Origin of the sequence: Pseudomonas oligotrophica (genome assembly GCF_021726475.1) — a bacterium.
Taxonomy (GTDB): Bacteria; Pseudomonadota; Gammaproteobacteria; order Pseudomonadales; family Pseudomonadaceae; genus Stutzerimonas; species Stutzerimonas oligotrophica.
This window is the reverse complement of sequence record NZ_JAKJRU010000002.1, coordinates 474,869-492,793: the sequence shown is the minus strand read 5'-3', so window position 1 is coordinate 492,793 and position 17,925 is coordinate 474,869. Positions and strand designations below refer to the sequence as shown.

Sequence of the window (17,925 nt, the reverse complement as noted above, 5' to 3'; positions counted from 1 at the left end):
CCCGTCACAACAGTTTGTCGAGGGTGATCGGCAGCTCGCGCACGCGCTTGCCGGTGGCGTGGTAGACCGCATTGGCCACCGCCGCGGCAACACCGACGATGCCGATCTCGCCAACGCCCTTGGAGCCCAGCGCGTTGACCACGCTGTCGTGTTCCTCGACGAAGATCGCCTCGATCGAGGGGATGTCCGCCTGCACCGGCAGGTGGTACTCGGCCAGGTTGTGGTTCATGTAGCGCCCCAGGCGGTGGTCGATCAGGGTTTCCTCGTGCAGCGCCTGGCCGATGCCCCAGACCACCCCGCCGACGATCTGGTTGCCGGCGGTCTGCGGGTTGACCACGCGCCCGGCGGCCACCGCGCTGACCACCCGGCTGACCTTCACCGTGCCCAGTTCCTCGTCCACCCGCACCTCGACGAACACCGCCGAGTGGGTCGCGGTCGCCCAGTTCTTGCGCTGCTCGCCCGGCTCGACCCGCACCTCGGCCTCCAGCGCGCCGCTGACGCCGACGATGCGCTCCAGGGCCAGCGCCGTATAGGGCGGACGCTTGAGGCGCATGCTGCCATTGGCGAAGGCGACATCGTCGAGGCTGGCGCCGGTGAATGGCGAGGCCGGCGACTGCTGCGCGGCGTCCAGCAGCTTCTGCCGCAGCGCCAGGCACGCCTGGTGCACCGCGCTGCCCACCGAGGACACCGTCGCCGAGCCACCTTCGAGCGGCGCCTGCGGCAGGTTCGAATCGCCCAGACGGAATTCCACCGCCTCCATCGGCAGGCCCAGCGCGGCGGCGGCGATCTGGGTCATCGCCGTGTAGGTGCCGGTGCCGATATCGGCAGTGGCGCTGCTGACCTGCAGCCGGCCGTCGGCATCGATGCAGGCACGCGCGCTGGCCGGCATCTGCAGCGCCTCCCAGACGCCGGTGGCCATGCCCATGCCGATCAGTTGGTTGCCCTCGCGCAGGCTGCGCGGGGCCTGCGGCCGCTGCGCCCAGCCGAAGCGCTCGGCACCCTGGACGTAGCAGGCCCGCAGTTCCTTGCTCGAATAGCGCTTGCCCTGGTTGCCGTTGACCTCGCTGTAGTTGCGCAGGCGCAGCTCCAGCGGGTCGACGCTCGCGGCATAGGCCAGCTCGTCCATCGCGCATTCGAGGGCGAACACGCCGATCGCCGCGCCCGGCGCACGCATGTCCAGCGGCGTGTAGACGTCCAATGCGGCGAGCCGGTAGCCCAGCTGCACGTTGTCGCAGGCGTAGAGCATCCCCGACCAGTCCACCTCGTGCTCGGTGAAGTCCTCGAAACGCGAGGTCTGGCCGAGCGCCTGGTGCGCCAGCGCCTGCAGCCGGCCGTCGCGGTCGGCGCCAAGACGCAGCCGCTGCAGGCTGCGCGGCCGGTAGCCGAAGGTGAACATCTGCTGGCGGCTCAGCTCCACGCGCACCGAGCGCTGCAGCTTGAGCGCGGCCATCACCGCCAGCGGCAGCTGGTACTGCGGGCGCAGGCCGGAGCCGAAGGCACCGCCGACGAAGGGCGCCAGCACGCGGATGCGCCCCTGCAGGCCGAACACCTGCTCCAGGTAGCGCTGGCAGTTCTGCACGCCCTGGGTCTTGTCGTGCACCAGCAGCCCGCCGTCGGCCTGGTAGAACACCGTGGAGGCGTGGGTTTCCATCGGGTTGTGATGCTCGACCGGAGTCTGGTACTCGCACTCGACGCGCACCGGCGCCGCGGCAAAGGCACCGGCGAAATCACCGCGCGGCGCGGGTGGCGGCTCGGGCGCCTCGTGGGCCTGCTCGCGCACCGCCAGCAGGTCGGTCTGGTGCGGCTCCTGGCGGTACTCGATGCGCACCAGCGACGCGGCATGGCGCGCCAGTTCCCGCGTTTCGGCGACCACCAGCGCCAGCGGCTGGCCGCTGTAGAGCACGCGGTCGTTGAACAGCGGGCGGAACGGCGAGCCATCGGCGGCATCGTCGTCCTGATAGGGCTTGTCGTAGCTGGCGACCGGCGGGCGGTTCTCGTGGGTCAGCACCAGCACCACGCCGTCGAGCGCCTCGGCCTCGCGGGCGTCGATGCGCAGCACCTGGCCACGGGCGATGCGGCTGCAGACGACCACGCCGTGGAGCAGGCCGGGCGCGCCGAACTCGGCGGCGTAGCGCGCCTGGCCGGTGACCTTCAGCGGCCCGTCGACCCGGGCCAGGGGCTGGCCGACCGGTGCGGCGAGGGTATTCATCGCGGGGTTCCTCCTGCGGCTTCGCCGAGCGCGCGGACGATCGCGCGCCGGGCCAGTTCGATCTTGAAGGCGTTGCCGGCCAGGGGCTGTGCGCTCTGCAGCAGGCGCTCGGCCGCCTCGGCGAAGGCCGCCGGCTCGGCGCGCCGGCCGCAGAGCAGCTGCTCGGCCTCGACCAGGCGCCAAGGCTTGTGCGCCACCCCGCCTAGGGCGATGCGCGCGCCGCGGATCCGCTCGCCGTCGAGATCCAGCGCGGCGGCCACCGAGACCAGCGCGAACGCATAGGACGCACGGTCGCGCAGCTTGAGGTAGGCACAATGCCCGGCGTAGCCCTGTGGCGGCAGCTCGACGGCGGTGACCAGCTCGCGCTCATCGAGGTTGTTGTCGCGCCAGGGTTCATCGTCCGGCAGGCGGTGGAAATCGGCGAAATCGATGCGCCGCTTGCCCTGCGGGCCCTGGGTATGAACCTGCGCGCCCAGCGCCGCCAGCGCCACGCAGAGGTCGGACGGGTGCACCGCCACGCAGGCATCGCTGGCACCGAGGATCGCGTGCATGCGGTTGAGGCCGTCGCGCGCCGGGCAGCCGCTGCCCGGTTCGCGCTTGTTGCACGGCGTCTGCGCGTCGTAGAAGTAGTAGCAGCGTGTGCGCTGCAGCAGGTTGCCGCCGGTGCTGGCCATGTTGCGCAGCTGCGGCGAGGCGCCGGCGAGGATCGCCTTGGCCACCAGCGGGTAGCGCGCCTCGATGCGCGGGTCCCAGGCCAGCTCGGCATTGCCGACCAGCGCGCCGATCAGCAGCCCACCTTCGGGCGTCGGCGTGATCTCGCGCAGCGGCAGGCGGTTGATGTCGATCAACCGGCGCGGGTGCAGCAGGTTTTCCTTCATCAGGTCGAGCAGGTTGGTGCCACCGGCGATGAAGCGGCTGTCCGGGCCGGCCAGCGCGAGCGCCTCGTCGATGGCCTCGGGGCGGTGGTAGCTGAACGGCGTCATGCGTCGCCTCCCTGGCCGCGCAGGGTCGGCAGTGCGTCCTCGATGGCGGCGAGGATGTTCGGGTAGGCGCCGCAGCGGCACAGGTTGCCGCTCATCTGCTCGCGCAGCTCGTCGCGCGTATGGGCGCGATTCTCGTTGGCCAGGCCCACCGCCGAGCAGATCTGCCCCGGCGTGCAATAGCCGCACTGGAAGGCATCGTGGCGGACGAAGGCGGCCTGCATCGGGTGCAGCCCGTCCGCGCCGGCCAGGCCTTCGACGGTGGTCACCTTTGCGCCGTCCTGCATCACCGCCAGGCTCAGGCAGCTGTTGATGCGGCGGCCGTCGACCAGCACCGTGCAGGCGCCGCACTGGCCGTGATCGCAGCCCTTCTTGGTGCCGCTCAGGCCCAGCTGGTCGCGGAGCAGGTCGAGCAGCGTGGTCCAGGGCTGGACCTCCAGCTCGCGGCGCTCGCCGTTCAGCTCGAGAAGGATCCGACAGGCAGCGGGCGCACCTGCCGCGGGGAGGTTCTGGCTCATGGCAGCCTCGGCGGTTGGATACTCAAGGAGCGTCCGTGCGTATGGGGTTTACGACCGGCCGGGCGCGCACATCGTTCAGGGTGTTCGTCGCCCGGGGAGCCGTCCGTCCCGCCGCCGGGCCAGGGTATTTCGGCCAATGCCGGGACTGCCCGGCGCCGCGCCGCCCGCTGCGACGCCGGACGACCGCTGCGACGCCGGCGGCCATCCACCGCTGCCGGCCGGCGGTGTAAACTGCGCGGCTTTTGCCACCGGCGCGCGCTTGGGCTTTGCTGTAGGGCGCAAGAGCACCGGCCTGAACGACCGGCACACAAGGGGAAATCCGCATGCTGGAAAAGCTGTTCCAACTCAAGGCGCACCACACCACGGTGCGCACCGAGATCCTCGCCGGTCTCACCACCTTCCTGACGATGGCCTACATCCTGTTCGTCAACCCGAGCATCCTCGCCGAGGCCGGCATGGACCACGGCGCGGTGTTCGTCGCCACCTGCCTGGCCGCGGCCATCGGCTCGGCGGTGATGGGCCTGGTCGCCAACTACCCGATCGCCCTGGCGCCGGGCATGGGCCTGAACGCCTTCTTCACCTACACCGTGGTGCTGACCATGGGTTACGCCTGGCAGACCGCGCTGGGTGCGGTGTTCCTCTCCGGTGCGATCTTCTTCGCGCTGTCGATCTTCAAGATCCGCGAGTGGATCATCCACAGCATCCCGCTGGCCCTGCGCGCGGGTATCGCCGCAGGCATCGGCCTGTTCCTGGCGATCATCGCGCTGAAGAACGCCGGCATCGTGGTCGACAATCCGGCCACCCTGGTCGGCCTCGGCGACCTCACCAGCGGCGGCCCGCTGCTGGCCTGCCTGGGCTTCTTCGTGATCGCCGCGCTGGCCTATCGCAAGGTCACCGGCGCGGTGATGATCGGCATCCTGCTGGTCACCGGACTGTCGATCGTGCTCGGCCTCTCCGAACTGGGTTCGGTGGTCTCGATGCCGCCGTCGCTGGCGCCGACCTTCCTCGAGCTGGACATCGCCGGCGCGCTGGACATCGGCCTGCTCTCCGTGATCTTCGCCTTCCTCTTCGTCGACCTGTTCGACACCTCCGGCACGCTGATCGGCGTGGCGCAGAAGGCCGACCTGCTGGACAAGGACGGCAAGATGCCGCGCCTGGGCCGCGCGCTGCTGGCCGACAGCACCGCGACCATGGCCGGTGCCGCGCTCGGCACCTCGACCACCACCAGCTACATCGAATCGGCGGCCGGCATCAGCGCCGGCGGGCGCACCGGCCTGACCGCCTGCGTGGTCGCCCTGCTGTTCCTGCTGAGCCTGTTCTTCGCCCCGCTGGCCGGCGCCGTGCCGGCCTATGCCACCGCGCCGGCGCTGCTGTTCGTCGCCGTGCTGATGATGAGCAGCCTGGCCGGCATCGACTGGGACGACCTCACCGTCGCCGCGCCGGTGGCGATCGCCGCGCTGGCCATGCCGCTGACCTTCTCCATTGCCAACGGCATCGCCTTCGGCTTCATCGCCTGGACTGCGATCAAGCTGCTGGCCGGCCGCTGGCGCGAGCTGAGCCCGGCGATGTGGATCCTCTCGGCGCTGTTCGTGGTCAAGCTGGGCTGGTTTACCGGCTGATGCTCCACAGGGTGGATGACGCTTTTTCATCCACCCTTCATACGCAGACGGTGGATGGATGAAGCGTCAGTTGCGCGCCCCGATCCACCCTACGATTTACCTACTTTCCAAGAGTCTTCATGAGCGCTCCGCAATTCGATCCCGCCACCTACGCCGCCCAACTCGCCGAGAAAGCCGCCCGGCTGGCGGAGCTGCTGGCACCGTTCGATGCACCGGCTGCGGAGGTCTTCGACTCGCCGCGCGAGCATTACCGCCTGCGTGCCGAGTTCCGCCTGTGGCGCGAGGACGGCCAGCGCCACTACGCGATGTTCGAGCAGGGCGACAAGCACAAGGCGATCCTGATCGATGACTTCCCCATCGCCAGCCGCCGCATCAACGAGCTGATGCCGCAACTGAAAGCCGCCTGGCAGGCGTCGGACGTGCTCAGCTTCAAGCTGTTCCAGGTGGAATTCCTCACCACCCTGGCCGGCGACGCGCTGATCACCCTCGCCTACCACCGTCCGCTGGACGCGGCCTGGCAGGCCGCAGCCGAGCAGCTCGCCGCCAGCCTCGGCGTGAGCATCGTCGGCCGTTCCAAGGGCAAGCGCATCGTCATCGGCCGCGACTATGTCGAGGAAGAACTGACGGTCGCCGGGCGGACCTTCCGCTACCGCCAGCCGGAAGGCGCCTTCACCCAGCCCAACGGCGCGGTCTGCCAGAAGATGCTGGGCTGGGCCTTCGAGGCGATCGGCCAGCGCGACGACGACCTGCTCGAGCTCTACTGCGGCAACGGCAACTTCACCCTGCCGCTGGCCACCCGCGTGCGCCGCGTGCTGGCCACCGAGATCAGCAAGACCTCGGTGAACGCCGCGCTGGCCAATATCGCTGACAACGGCGCAGGCAATATCGAGCTGGTGCGCCTGTCCGCCGAGGAGCTGACCCAGGCGCTGAACGAGGTGCGCCCGTTCCGCCGCCTGGCCGGCATCGACCTGAAGAGCTACGCCTTCGGCAGCGTCTTCGTCGACCCGCCACGCGCCGGCATGGACCCGGACACCTGCGAACTGACCCGCCGCTTCGAGCGCATCCTCTACATCTCGTGCAACCCCGAGACCCTGGCCGCCAACATCGCCCAGCTGCACGACACCCACCGCATCGAGCGCTGCGCGCTGTTCGACCAATTCCCCTACACCCACCACATGGAAGCCGGGGTGCTGCTGGTCCGCCGCTGAGGCCGTTCGCGGCCGCGCGGCGCCGCCTTGCCCCTGGCGGCGGCGCACTTCCATAATCGGCCGCAGAAGAAGAACGGGACGAACCTGCCATGGCCATCGCGCGCGAATACCTGGACCAACACGGCCTGATCATCGGCGTCTCGCCGGAGCGCTTTCGCGCCATGGCCATGCCGCTGCTGTTCGACCACCTCGATGCGCAGTGCGAAGGCACCATCGCGGTCAACCGCGAGGCGCGCATCGTCTGGATGAACGACAAGTACGCCGAGAAGATCGGCATCCGCGAGCCGGCCAGTGCGCTGGGCAAGGAAGTCGAGCAGGTACTGCCGGCCAGCCGCCTGCGCGAGGTGGTACAGAGCGGCCAGCCGAGCATGCTCGACCTCATGGCCTTCGGCAGCGAGCACTTCGTGGTCACCCGCATCCCGCTGCGCGACGAGGACGGCACCCTGGTCGGCGCGCTGGGCTTCGTGCTGTTCGACCGCGCCCGCCACCTCAAGCCGCTGATGGCCAAGTACAGCCACCTGCAGACCCAGCTGCTGGCCACCCAGAACGAACTGGCCAAGGCCCGCCGCGCGCGCTACACCATCGCCGGCTTCATCGGCACCAGTGCCGCGGCCGGCGAGATCAAGCGCCAGGCCCGGCGGGCCGCGCAGCTCGACGCCACGGTGCTGCTGCGCGGCGAGACCGGCACCGGCAAGGAACTGCTGGCCCAGGGCATCCACAACCTCTCGCCACGGGCGCGCGGCCCCTTCGTCGCGGTCAACGTCGCGGCGATCCCGGAAAGCCTGGTGGAGGCCGAGCTGTTCGGCACCGCGCCCGGCGCCTTTACCGGGGCCGACCGCAAGGCGCGCATCGGCAAGTTCGAGGTGGCCAATGGTGGCACCCTGTTCCTCGACGAGATCGGCGACCTGCCGCTGGCGCTGCAGGCCAAGCTGCTGCGCGTGCTGCAGGAGCAGGAGGTCGAGCCGCTGGGCTCCAACCAGGTCAAGCCGCTGAACGTGCGGGTGATCGCCGCCACGCATATCGACCTCGAGGCCAAGGTGGCCGCCGGCCAGTTCCGCGACGACCTCTACTACCGGCTCAACGTGCTGGCGCTGCGCGTGCCACCACTGCGCGAGCGCCCGGCGGACATCCCGGCGCTGGTCGAGCACCTGCTCGACGACATCGCCAACCGCTCCGGCCAGGCGCCGATGGAGCTGGACCAGGATGCGCTGGCACTGCTCTGCGCCCAGCCCTGGCGCGGCAACGTGCGCGAACTGGGCAACCTGCTCGAGCGCGCCCAGCTGTGCGCCGAGGGCCCGCAGCTGAGCGCCGCGCAGCTGCTGCCGCTACTTGCCGAGCCGGTTGGCGCCGGCGAGCCCGCGGCCGCGCCAGGCAGTCGCCTACCGCCTGCCGAGCCGCCGCTCGCGGCCGGCCCGCTGCAGCCGCTGGCCACCACCCTCGCCGCCGCCGAGCGCGAGGCGCTGCAGCAGGCCCTGCACGCCTGCAACGGCAACCGCCGGCGCACCGCCCAGGAACTCGGCATCTCCCGCGCCAGCCTCTACAGCAAGCTGCAGCTGCACGGCCTCGGCGAGCGCTGAGCGCGTCCGCCGCGCTGGACAGGCTGTCCGCCGGGGCAGACAGCGCGCGCCACGCCGCTGGACAACCTCCCGACGCCCGAGCGCCGTCATCCCGGTCCGCTCTTCTTCCCAGCGGGGCGACAGCCCCCTGGTGGCTCGTGCGCAGGCCGTCCGTCGCCTGCCACCGCGCAGCCTGCCGGCCTGGCATGGCCCTGGCTTGAGCGCTGCTGCGCCCCAAGGCGCGGCCCGACAAGAAGAAGAAGGAAGCCCCCATGACCGCGACTCCCGTTTCACGCCTGCCCCGCTCCGCCCTGCCGCTCGGCGCCCTGCTCGCCGGCCTGCTTGCCAGCGAGGCGAGCCTGGCCGCCAGCTGCGCCGAACTGGCCGCCGCCGCGGTGCCGGCCGAGGCCATCGGCCTGCCGACCCGCGGCGCCCAGGTCGTCTCGGCAACGCCGGTGCCAGCCGCCGGCGGCGCCGCTGGCTACTGCGACCTGAACGCCGAGATCCGCCCGCTCGACCCTGCCGCGCCGGCCATCCGCATGCGCCTGGTGCTGCCCGAACAATGGAACCGCAAGGCCATGATGTTCGGTGGCGGCGGCTACAACGGCAGCGTGCCGAACGTCGCCGGCAACGTTCCGGCGGGCCCGCTGGACCAGCCCACGCCGCTCGGCCGCGGCTACGCGGTGTTCGGCAGCGACTCGGGACACGTCGCCGACCCGCTGAGCCCCGGCGCCTTCGCCTGGAACGAGGAAGCGCTGGCCAACTACGCCCACGATGCCCTGAAGAAGACCCGCGACACCGCCATCGCGTTGATCCGCCTGCGCTACGGCGCCGCCCCCGAGCGCAGCTACTTCGCCGGCGGCTCCACCGGCGGGCGCGAGGCGCTGGCGGTGGTGCAGCAGTGGCCGACCGACTTCCAGGGCGCGATCGCGCTCTACCCGGCCTACAACGCCGCGGCGCTGAACCTGCAGTTCGGCCGCATCAGCCGCGCGCTGGCCGCGCCCGGTGCCTTTCCCAGCCTGCAACAGCGCGCCGCCTTGCTCGAGGCGGCGCTGCAGGCCTGCGACTCGCTGGATGGCGTGCGCGACAGGCTGATCAGCCACCAGGCGGCCTGCAATGCGCGCTTCGACCCGGCCCGCGCGACCCTCGACGGCCGCCCGCTGCGCTGCCCCGGCGGGGTCGCGGGCGGCGAGCGCTGCCTGAGCGATGCGCAGATCGCCGCCTTCCGGGTGATCGACACGCCGATCCGCTTCGCCGCACCGCTGGCCAGCGGCGAGCGCGGCTACCCGGGCTTCAACGCCTGGGGCACCGACTTCGGCCGCCCCGGCAGCGGCGTGCAACTGCTGGTCAACCGGCTGGGCCTGAACACCCTGCAACCGACCTACCCGATGCCGCCGCACGGCACCGGCTTCGCCGACGGCGCGCCCTACCATGCCGGCTTCTGGGATGAGTGGATCCGCCACTTCGTGACGCGCAACCCGAGCTTCGACTCGCTCGCCTTCGACCCGCAGGCCCCCGGCCCCTGGCAGGCGCGCATCGACCAGCTGTCGCTGCGCCAGGATGTCAACCGTACCGACCTCTCGGCCTTCGCCGAGGCCGGCGGCAAGCTGCTCATCGCCCACGGCAACGCCGACCAGCTGGTCAGCAGCCGCGCCAGCGCCGAGTACTACCTGCGCATCCGCCGCGACATGGGCCCGGGCAAGACGCGCCAGTTCTTGCGCTACTACGAGATCCCCGGCTACGGCCATGCGGCCAGCACGCTGTTCAACGCCGCCTGGGACTCGCTGAGCGCGCTGGAGGACTGGGTCGAGCACGGCCGCGCGCCACGCCGGCAGACGGTCGCCGACAGCGTTGGCGTGCCCGGCCGCACGCGGCCGCTATGCGAGTACCCGAGCTGGCCGCGCTACGTCGGCAAGGGCGACGTCGATCGCGCCGAGAGCTTCGTCTGCAGCGCCGCCCGCGCCGGCAGCCACTGAGCCGGTGTCCAGCAGCGCAGACAGCGACGCGGCCAGAGTGCCTGGCCGCACGCACATGTCCAGCCACCTGGACACTGCAAGTGCTGCAGCGCTGCGCCTGGCCTGCCGCCGCCGCGCCGGCCCGCGGCTGGCACGGCTTTCGCTACGCCTGCCCCGGCCGCACGAGGACGGCCCCGGCCTCGGCCGGAACACAACAACAAGAGGAAACACCATGCGACTGCACCATCGCTACGCCTGCCCGCTGCTCGGCAGCGCCCTGGCCCTGGCCATCGCCACCCCGGCCAGCGCCGCCTTCGTCGAGGACAGCAAGGCCGGCATCGATCTGCGCAACTTCTACATGAACCGCGACTTCCGCTCCGGCACCGGCCAGGCCAAGGCCGAGGAATGGGCCCAGGGCTTCATGCTGAAAATGGAATCGGGCTATACCGAGGGCCCGCTCGGCCTGGGCCTCGATGCCATCGGCCTGCTCGGGGTGAAGCTCGACTCCAGTCCCGATCGTACCGGCACGCAGATTCTCCAGGTCGACCGCGAAACGGGGCGCGCCCAGGACGACTACGGCTCGGCCGGCCTGACCGCCAAGGCCAGGCTCTCGGCCACCACCCTGCACGTCGGCACCCTGCAACCGCTGCTGCCGGTGGTGCTGCGCAACGACAGTCGCCTGCTGCCGCAGACCTTCCGCGGCGCCTGGCTGCAGAGCAAGGAGATCGACGGCCTCACGCTGGACGCCGGCAAGCTCGACCGGGTCAACCAGCGCAACTCCTCGGACAACGAGGAGATGACCGTCTTCAACGGCGGCAAGCGCAACATCGTGTTCGGCAGCGCGTCGAGCAGCGACCAGTTCCTCTTCGCCGGCGGCCGCTACGCCTGGTCGCCCGAGCTGAGCACCAGCTACTACTACGGCGGCCTCGAGGACATCTACAAGGAGCACAACCTGGGCCTGGTCCACGTGCTGCCGCTCGGCGAGGGACGCAGCTTCAAGACCGACCTGCGCTACGTGCACCAGGGCGACGACGGCGGCAGCAACGTCGATGTCGACGCCTTCGGCCTGCTGTTCAGCTACAAGCACGCGCAGCACACCTTCAGCGCCAGCTACCAGCGGCTCGACGGCGACACCGGTTTCGCCTACCTGTCCGGCGCCGACAACTCGCTGGTGCACCTGTCGCAGATCAACGACTTCGGCAACCAGGACGAGCGCTCTTGGCAGCTGCGCTACGACCTGGATTTCGCCGGCTTCGGCATCCCCGGGCTGAGCCTGATGACCCGCTACCTGTCCGGCGACAACGTCGACCGCGGCGCCGGGCTCGGCGAAGGCAAGACCTGGGAGCGCAACACGGACATCGCCTACGTGATCCAGAACGGGCCGCTGAAGAACTTCGGCATCAAGCTGCGCAACGCCACCACGCGCAGCAATTTCGGCAGCGACCTCGACGAGAACCGGCTGATCCTCAGCTACAGCCTGGCACTCTGGTAGGGCGCAACCGGCCGTCCCCTGGCGGGAACACGGGTGGGGGTATCGGTTTCCACATCGGTACTCCCACTCGAGCCCCGGCAAGGAGGACTGCATGCTTGTCTTCGAACCCCTCTACACTCCGGGCCTTGCCCAGCTGTCCTACCTGGTCGGCGACAGCAAGGCCGCCATCGCCGCGGTGATCGACCCGCGCCGCGACATCGACGTCTACCTCGACATGGTGCGCGAGCGCGGCCTGCGCATCGCCTACGTGTTCGAGACCCACATCCACGCCGACTTCGCCTCCGGCGGCCAGGCCCTGGCGGCGCGCTGCGGCGCCCGGCTGGTGGGCGGGCGCAGCGCCGACTACGGCTTCGCCCTGCACCAGGCCGAGGACGGCGAGACCTTCGCGCTCGGCCAGGTCAGCCTGCAGGTGCTGCATTCACCGGGGCACACCCCCGAGCACATCTCGCTGCTGCTGCGCGACAGCCAGCAGGGCGAGCAGCCGTTCGCCCTGTTCACCGGCGACACCCTGTTCAACCTCGACGTCGGCCGCCCCGACCTGCTCGGCGCCGGCAGCGAGCGCGCGCTCGCCGCCCAGCTGCACCACACCCTGTTCGAGCGCTACCTGCCGCTGGGCGAGCGCATGGAGGTCTATCCCTGCCACGGCGCCGGCTCGGCCTGCGGCAAGTCGATCGGTGATCGCCGCCACTCGACCCTGGGCAACGAGCTGCTGTTCAACCCGGCGCTCAAGCCGCGCAGCGAGGCCGAGTTCGTCGACTGGCTGCTGGCCGACATGCCCGAGCCGCCGCGCCATTACGCACGCTTGAAGAAATTCAACGCGCGCCCGGCGAACCCCAGCGCCGGCCCGGCGCTGCCGGCACCGCTGTCGCCGGAGGAGTTCCGCCAGCGCACCCTCGACCACGAGGCCGTGCAACTGGTCGACGTGCGCTCGATCCTCGCCTTCGGCGGCGGCCACGTGCCCGGCGCGCTGAACATCGCCCTGCGCAACGAGTTCGTGAACTGGGCCGGCTGGATGCTCGACGAGCAGCGGCCGATCTACCTGGTCGGCGAGGACAGCGCCGAGGTGCAGCAGGCCACGCTGCAGCTCTACCGCATCGGCCTGGACCGCGTCGAAGGCTACCTGCGCAACGGCATGACCGACTGGCAGAACGCCGGCCTGCCGCTCGAGCGGGTGCGCGAATGGACGGTTGAGGAACTCGACAGCCGCCGCGGCGACCCCCAGGTGCAGGTGCTCGACGTGCGCAGCCACAACGAGGTGCGCCAGGGCCGGGTGCCTGGCGCGCAGCACGCCTTCGTCGCCCACCTGCCCGAGCAGCTCGACGGCCTCGACCGCAACAAGACGGTGGCGGCCTATTGCGGCAGCGGCTACCGCGCCTCGATCGCGGCGAGCATCCTCAAGCGCCACGGCTTCCGCGACGTGGTCAACGTGCCCGGCTCCTGGACCGCCTGGCAGAAGCACGACCTGCCGGTGCAGCAGGCCGGCTGAGCCACTCTAGTGGCCTGTTTGGCTAGTTCAGTTAGTCAATTTCGGCGCCCGAGGCCCCGCTACTGCGTTGCCACTCCTCGCCATAGCCCTGCTATGACTCGTCGCGGCGCCTTGTCTCGGAACCTCGTGCATCCGAACTTGAGCTAACCAACTAGCCGCACAGGCCACTAGTACTCCACCGCCAGCCGCGCGCTGACCGGCTCGGCCTGGCAGGCCAGCACCCAGCCCTGGCGCAGCTGCGCGGCATCCAGCACCAAGTTGCTGCGCATGCGCGCCTCGCCCTCCACCACCCGGCAGCGGCAGGCGCCGCAGACGCCGGAGCGGCAGGCCTGCGGCGGCTGCAGGCCGACCGCCTCCATGGCCTCGAGCAGCGCCTCGCCCGGCTGCACGTCGAGTTCGCGGCGGCGGCCGTCGAGGGTCACCTGCAGGCGGCTGGCGCGCGGCCCTATACGTCGTGCAACGGTTGGCGCAGCGCTGGCGAAGCGCTCAAGGTGGATGCGCGGCGACTCCAGGCCATGCTCGGCCAGCGCCCGCGCGGCCCCGTCCATGAACGCCTGCGGGCCGCAGACGAAGGCCTCGGCGCGCGGCCAGCCGGCGATCTTCGTGGCGATCGCCCGGCTGTCCGGCAGGCCCTGCTCGGCATCCAGCCAGATGCACAGCCGCAGCCGCTCGGGATGGCGCGCGGCGAGCGCGGCCAGCTCCTCGGCGAAGATCAGCGACTGGGCATCGCGGCTGGCATAGAACAGGAAGACCCGCCCGCGACCCTGCTCGAGCACCGCCTCGAGGATCGCGCGCAGCGGCGTGATACCGCTGCCGGCGCCGAGCAGGAGGTGATCGCCATCCAGATCCCTGGAGACGAAGACGCCCGCCGGCGGCAGCAGCTCGACGCGCGCGCCCGGCTGCAGCTGGTCGAGCAGCCAGTTCGAGGCACGCCCGCCGGGCACGCGCTTGACCGTGATGCGCAGCGTGCCGTCCGCGGCGACCGGCTGCGACAGTGAATAGCAGCGCAGCAGCGGCGGCTCGGCGCAAGGCACGCGCAGGGTGACGAACTGCCCCGGCTGCGCGGCAAAGCGCTCACGCAACGCCGGCGGCACGCGCAGGCTGAACGAGGCGCTGTCGGCCGTCTCGACCTGGCGCGCGCTGATTTCGAGGGCGACAAAAGCCGGCGCCGCGGCAGGCGCCGGGCCGCTCGCCGGCGCCGGCTGGCGCGGGCCGCGCAGCATCGACCAGGCCAGCTTGCGGCGAAACAGCAGCACGTAGCCGATATGCAGGCCCACCAGGGTCAGCGCCAGGTTGGCGAAGAACTCGTGCACCTCCTCGGCATCGCCCAGCCAGCCGACGAAGTCGATGTCGCTGGCGGCGCCGAACACCTCGGGACCGATGCCCGGCAGGTCGGCCAGCACGTCGCCGTTATCGACCATGCCGAGGCCAATCAGGCTGGCCAGCGCCAGGCTGGCCAGGGTGGCCAAGGTCAGCCAGCTGCCGAACGCGCCGAGACTCGGCTTGCGCGGCTGCGCCGGCAGCAGCCGCGGGAAGCCGCGCGGGCGCAGCAGCGCGATCAGCAACCGCGCCAGCAGCAGCCCGGCCAGGCCGTAGCCCAGCCAGACGTGCAGCAGCTCGGCGTCGTCGCCGGTCAGGTAGACCGCGACGAAGAAACCGGCCAGCAGCCAGTGGAACAGACGAAAACGGTTGAAAACGGCCACGACGGCGATCCTCTCTGAACGGATGCGCCACTTGTAGGCTGCCGAGCTGAAACGAAGCTGAATGCCATCCATTGGCCATGTTCAGTTTCGCGTAAGGCAGCCGGCCTAGGCTGCGCTCACCCACCTGGAGAGCGCCCTATGAAAGCCCACTGGATCGCCCTGGCCTGCTGCCTGAGCCTGCCCGCGCTGGCCGAGACCGAACACCCGCTCTTGCCCGGCTATGCCGCCCAGGCACGCCAGGCGGACCCGGCCTTCGCCGGCTTCTCCGCCGAACGCGGCAAGGCGCTGTACTTCGCCGAGGCGCAGCGCGACGGCAAGCCCATGAGCTGCACCACCTGCCACACCACCGACCCGCGCCAGGCCGGCAAGACGCCGGCGCGCCGCAAGGTCGAGCCGCTGGCGCCGGTGGCCAACCCCGAGCGCTTCACCGACCTGAAGCAGGTCGAGAAGTGGTTCCGCCGCAACTGCGACGACGTCTTCGCCCGCGAATGCACGGCGCAGGAAAAGGGCGACTTCATCAGCTGGATCACTGGCCTGAAGTAGGAGCATCCCCATGAAACCCATCGCTGCGCTTGCCACCCTCGCCGGGCTGGCCCTGGCAATGACCCTGGCCGGCTTCAGCCTGGCCGATGACGACGAACACCACGGACGCAACGGCTACAAGCGGCCCAAGCGCCTGGCCGTGCCCAGCGGCGCACCGCTGGTGTGGAAGGAGGAATGCGCCGCCTGCCACATGCTCTACACCCCGGGCCTGCTGCCGGCCGACGCCTGGCGCGAGCAGATGCGCACCCTCGGCGACCACTACGGCAGCAACGCCTCGCTGGACCCGGCGCAGGAGCGGGTAATCCTCGATTTCCTGGTCCGCGCCTCGGCCGCCAACCGCCTGCCGATGGAGCCCTCGCCGACCGCCGGCGAGCCGCCGCGGATCAGCCAGACGCGCTGGTTCGAGCGCAAGCACGACGAGGTCAGCGAGGCCAAGTTCGCCCGCGAGGCGGTCGGCGGCCGCTTCAACTGCGTGGCCTGCCACCGCGACGCGGAAAAAGGCGACTTCGACGAGGACCGGGTGAAGATTCCGCGCTGAGGCAAAAATAGCCGGAACATTTCGCCAATCGCTGCGTTATATCCCTGCGGCAACCCGGCCGGCCGCGTATGCGGCCAGCCCAGACGAGCACTTGATGAACGACAGCGAACAGGACCTCATCCAGCAGGCCGCGCGCGGTAATCGTCAGGCCTTCGGCATGCTGGTGCGCGCCCACCAGGCGCGGGTCTTCCACTTCCTCCGCCGTCTGCTCGGCAGTGCCGACGAGGCCGCAGACCTGACCCAGGAGACATTCATCCGTGCCTTCCAGGCGCTGCCCAGATGGCGCCCGGAGGCGCGCTTGCAGACCTGGTTATTGCAGATCGCGCGCAATGCCGCGCTGGATACGCTGCGCCAGCGGCAGCGCTACGTCGACGTGGCGCCGGAGGAAATCGCCGAGGTGATCGATCCCGCTCCGTCGCCGCTGCATCGGCTGCAGACCGGGCGGGACTTGGCATTGCTGGAACGACTACTGGCCCGCCTGCCCCACGAACAGCGCGAGATTCTGCTGCTGCGCGAGGTGGAAGGGCTGGCCTACGACGAACTGGCCGCCACGCTTGAGCTCAACGCTGGCACCGTCAAATCGCGCCTGGCACGCGCCCGCGAGGCGCTGCTGCACGGCTATCGCCAGGCCAACGGAGGCACCCTCGATGACTGAGCATCTGGACATGGCGACCCTGTCCGCCTACCTCGACAACGGACTCGACGCCGCCGAACAGCGCCACGCCGACGGCCACCTGGCGGTTTGTCCGCAGTGCCGCGCCACGCTGGCCGAGCTCGACGGGCTCGGCCAGGGCTTGCGCGCGCTGGCCTGCCCGGAGTTGCCGGCCGAGTTGCAGGAACGTCTGCAGCGCCCCTTCGCGCCGCCGCCCGCGCGCCGCGGGTGGGCCCGGCTCTGGGCGCAAGGGGTCGGCGCCGCGGCGTCGGTTCTGCTCGGTCTGCTGCTCGGCCATGCGCTGCATGGCCAGCCGCCGGGCAGCTCAGCCAACCACGACATGCTGGCTGTCCTCGGCAGCGCCCCACCCGGCGCGCTCTGCGCGCGCCCCGAATTCTGCTACCTGAAGGTAAACCTGAAATGAGCAACACCATCCTGCGCAACGCCCTGGTCCTGTCCCTGCTGGTCAACGTCGGCGTACTCGCCGGCCTCGGCTGGCAGAAGCTCAGTCAAGACGGCCTGCCGATGCCCTCCGGCGCGCCCACCGGGCTGTCGCGCGAGCTGCAACTGAGCGCCAGCCAGCTGCAGCGCTGGCACGACGCCGAGGCGCCGTTCCTGGCCTACCTGCGCGCCTCCAACGCCAGCCTCGGCGAACACCGCAACCGGCTGGTCGAGGCGATCTTCGCCGAACAGGTGGACCGCGCGGTGATCGACGCCGAGCAGGCGAAGATCGCCGAACTGCAGAACGAACAGCAGCGCCTGCTCATCGACCAGCTGCTGCAGGAGCGCGAGATCCTCGAACCGCAGCAGCGCGCGCGGCTCGCCCAGGTGCTCACGCAGCAGTCGTTCGGCGCCGACAGCATCGAGCAACTGCACCGCAAGTGACCGCTTGCACGGCGCGATGGAACAAATCCGTCGCGCCGGCGTTAGAACACCAGGAGCCGCACTTCGCCGGCTCGCTCAACGGAGTTCTATCGATAATCCGCAAACCCCAGGCGCTCGCCCTCGCCATCATCCTCGCCGGCACCCTCGGCCACGCCGGCACCAGCCTCGCCGCCACCAGCCATGACCACGGCCACGGCGAAGGCGCGCCGGCGCTGCAACTCGATGCCGGCAAGCGCTGGGCCACCGATGCGCCGCTGCGCCAGGCGATGGGCACCATCAACCACGACATGCGCCAGGCGCTGCCGGCGATCCACGAGGACCGTCTGCCCGCCACCCGCTATGGCGAACTGGCCGAGACGGTGCGTGGCCAGGTCGCCTACATGGTGGAGAACTGCAAGCTGAGCGCCGAGGCCGACGCGCAGCTGCACCTGATCATCGCCCAGCTGCTCGCCGGCGCCGACGCCATGAGCGGCGCCCCGGCCGGCCAGCGCGACGGCGCGGTGACCGTGGTCGGCGCGCTGGGCGACTATGCCACCTACTTCGCCGACGACAGCTTCAAGCCGCTGAAGCACTGATCGGCC

The 17,925-nt window shown here is 70.6% G+C and carries 16 protein-coding genes; 12 read left to right on the top strand and 4 right to left on the bottom strand.

Annotation, left to right across the window (positions count from 1 at the left end):
- Positions 1-4: 4 nt before the first annotated feature.
- From L3N39_RS06190 to L3N39_RS06180, 3 genes are read right to left on the bottom strand one after another with little or no spacing between them, the layout of a single operon-like run.
- Positions 5-2,209, bottom strand: a complete 2,205-nt coding sequence (locus tag L3N39_RS06190) for a xanthine dehydrogenase family protein molybdopterin-binding subunit (protein WP_237256400.1) — start codon at positions 2,207-2,209, stop codon at positions 5-7.
- Entirely contained in the window at positions 2,206-3,192 is a 987-nt protein-coding gene (locus tag L3N39_RS06185) for an FAD binding domain-containing protein (RefSeq protein WP_237256399.1), read from the bottom strand. The genes L3N39_RS06190 and L3N39_RS06185 overlap by 4 nt, the downstream gene beginning before the upstream one ends.
- A complete protein-coding gene (locus L3N39_RS06180) occupies positions 3,189-3,707 on the bottom strand; it encodes a (2Fe-2S)-binding protein (protein WP_237256398.1) in 519 nt (172 codons plus the stop codon). Before L3N39_RS06180 ends, L3N39_RS06185 begins: the two co-directional genes overlap by 4 nt.
- Before the next feature lie 323 nt (positions 3,708-4,030).
- On the opposite strand from L3N39_RS06180, the gene L3N39_RS06175 reads away from it, so the two are divergent.
- The 6 genes from L3N39_RS06175 (at position 4,031) to L3N39_RS06150 (ending at position 13,023) form a co-directional block, all read left to right on the top strand.
- The gene (locus tag L3N39_RS06175; protein ID WP_237256397.1) at positions 4,031-5,326 is read left to right on the top strand and encodes an NCS2 family permease; all 1,296 of its coding nucleotides are present in this window, start codon (positions 4,031-4,033) and stop codon (positions 5,324-5,326) included.
- A 119-nt stretch (positions 5,327-5,445) separates the two neighbouring features.
- Complete coding sequence (trmA, locus tag L3N39_RS06170) at positions 5,446-6,534, top strand: tRNA (uridine(54)-C5)-methyltransferase TrmA (RefSeq protein WP_237256396.1); 1,089 nt, start codon at positions 5,446-5,448, stop codon at positions 6,532-6,534.
- A gap of 89 nt (positions 6,535-6,623) precedes the next feature.
- Positions 6,624-8,111, top strand: coding sequence for a sigma-54 interaction domain-containing protein (locus tag L3N39_RS06165; RefSeq protein ID WP_237256395.1), 1,488 nt, complete (start codon positions 6,624-6,626; stop codon positions 8,109-8,111).
- A gap of 251 nt (positions 8,112-8,362) precedes the next feature.
- On the top strand, positions 8,363-10,066 hold the full coding sequence (locus L3N39_RS06160; protein ID WP_237256394.1) for a tannase/feruloyl esterase family alpha/beta hydrolase: 1,704 nt from the start codon (positions 8,363-8,365) through the stop codon (positions 10,064-10,066).
- A 211-nt stretch (positions 10,067-10,277) separates the two neighbouring features.
- Positions 10,278-11,537 carry an OprD family porin gene (locus tag L3N39_RS06155; protein WP_237256393.1) on the top strand — a complete coding sequence of 420 codons (1,260 nt, stop codon included), beginning with the start codon at positions 10,278-10,280 and terminating at the stop codon, positions 11,535-11,537.
- A 91-nt stretch (positions 11,538-11,628) separates the two neighbouring features.
- A complete protein-coding gene (locus tag L3N39_RS06150; RefSeq protein ID WP_237256392.1) occupies positions 11,629-13,023 on the top strand; it encodes an MBL fold metallo-hydrolase in 1,395 nt (464 codons plus the stop codon).
- Positions 13,024-13,190: 167 nt separating this feature from the next.
- Here L3N39_RS06150 and L3N39_RS06145 read toward each other — a convergent pair whose 3' ends face one another.
- Entirely contained in the window at positions 13,191-14,726 is a 1,536-nt protein-coding gene (locus L3N39_RS06145; RefSeq protein ID WP_237256391.1) for a 2Fe-2S iron-sulfur cluster-binding protein, read from the bottom strand.
- 138 nt (positions 14,727-14,864) lie between these two features.
- On the opposite strand from L3N39_RS06145, the gene L3N39_RS06140 reads away from it, so the two are divergent.
- The 6 genes from L3N39_RS06140 to L3N39_RS06115 all read left to right on the top strand — a co-directional run bounded on the left by L3N39_RS06140 (position 14,865) and on the right by L3N39_RS06115 (position 17,919).
- Entirely contained in the window at positions 14,865-15,269 is a 405-nt protein-coding gene (locus L3N39_RS06140; protein WP_237256390.1) for a DUF1924 domain-containing protein, read from the top strand.
- A 10-nt stretch (positions 15,270-15,279) separates the two neighbouring features.
- On the top strand, positions 15,280-15,807 hold the full coding sequence (locus tag L3N39_RS06135) for a diheme cytochrome c (protein ID WP_237256389.1): 528 nt from the start codon (positions 15,280-15,282) through the stop codon (positions 15,805-15,807).
- 94 nt (positions 15,808-15,901) lie between these two features.
- Positions 15,902-16,462 (top strand): RNA polymerase sigma factor, encoded by a 561-nt coding sequence (locus L3N39_RS06130; RefSeq protein WP_237256388.1) that lies wholly within the window; start codon positions 15,902-15,904, stop codon positions 16,460-16,462.
- Positions 16,455-16,883 (top strand): anti-sigma factor family protein, encoded by a 429-nt coding sequence (locus tag L3N39_RS06125; protein WP_237256387.1) that lies wholly within the window; start codon positions 16,455-16,457, stop codon positions 16,881-16,883. The genes L3N39_RS06130 and L3N39_RS06125 overlap by 8 nt, the downstream gene beginning before the upstream one ends.
- Positions 16,880-17,344, top strand: coding sequence for a periplasmic heavy metal sensor (locus L3N39_RS06120; RefSeq protein ID WP_237256386.1), 465 nt, complete (start codon positions 16,880-16,882; stop codon positions 17,342-17,344). Before L3N39_RS06125 ends, L3N39_RS06120 begins: the two co-directional genes overlap by 4 nt.
- Complete coding sequence (locus tag L3N39_RS06115) at positions 17,341-17,919, top strand: hypothetical protein (protein WP_237256385.1); 579 nt, start codon at positions 17,341-17,343, stop codon at positions 17,917-17,919. The genes L3N39_RS06120 and L3N39_RS06115 overlap by 4 nt, the downstream gene beginning before the upstream one ends.
- Positions 17,920-17,925: the final 6 nt, after the last annotated feature.

Excerpts from the sequence above, each read along its gene's own strand:
- L3N39_RS06190 (WP_237256400.1), bottom strand. The coding sequence starts at position 2,209 with ATGAATACCCTCGCCGCACCGGTCGGCCAGCCCCTGGCCCGGGTCGAC.
- L3N39_RS06185 (WP_237256399.1), bottom strand. The coding sequence starts at position 3,192 with ATGACGCCGTTCAGCTACCACCGCCCCGAGGCCATCGACGAGGCGCTC.
- L3N39_RS06180 (WP_237256398.1), bottom strand. The coding sequence starts at position 3,707 with ATGAGCCAGAACCTCCCCGCGGCAGGTGCGCCCGCTGCCTGTCGGATC.
- L3N39_RS06175 (WP_237256397.1), top strand. The coding sequence starts at position 4,031 with ATGCTGGAAAAGCTGTTCCAACTCAAGGCGCACCACACCACGGTGCGC.
- trmA (WP_237256396.1), top strand. The coding sequence starts at position 5,446 with ATGAGCGCTCCGCAATTCGATCCCGCCACCTACGCCGCCCAACTCGCC.
- L3N39_RS06165 (WP_237256395.1), top strand. The coding sequence starts at position 6,624 with ATGGCCATCGCGCGCGAATACCTGGACCAACACGGCCTGATCATCGGC.
- L3N39_RS06160 (WP_237256394.1), top strand. The coding sequence starts at position 8,363 with ATGACCGCGACTCCCGTTTCACGCCTGCCCCGCTCCGCCCTGCCGCTC.
- L3N39_RS06155 (WP_237256393.1), top strand. The coding sequence starts at position 10,278 with ATGCGACTGCACCATCGCTACGCCTGCCCGCTGCTCGGCAGCGCCCTG.
- L3N39_RS06150 (WP_237256392.1), top strand. The coding sequence starts at position 11,629 with ATGCTTGTCTTCGAACCCCTCTACACTCCGGGCCTTGCCCAGCTGTCC.
- L3N39_RS06140 (WP_237256390.1), top strand. The coding sequence starts at position 14,865 with ATGAAAGCCCACTGGATCGCCCTGGCCTGCTGCCTGAGCCTGCCCGCG.
- L3N39_RS06135 (WP_237256389.1), top strand. The coding sequence starts at position 15,280 with ATGAAACCCATCGCTGCGCTTGCCACCCTCGCCGGGCTGGCCCTGGCA.
- L3N39_RS06130 (WP_237256388.1), top strand. The coding sequence starts at position 15,902 with ATGAACGACAGCGAACAGGACCTCATCCAGCAGGCCGCGCGCGGTAAT.
- L3N39_RS06125 (WP_237256387.1), top strand. The coding sequence starts at position 16,455 with ATGACTGAGCATCTGGACATGGCGACCCTGTCCGCCTACCTCGACAAC.
- L3N39_RS06120 (WP_237256386.1), top strand. The coding sequence starts at position 16,880 with ATGAGCAACACCATCCTGCGCAACGCCCTGGTCCTGTCCCTGCTGGTC.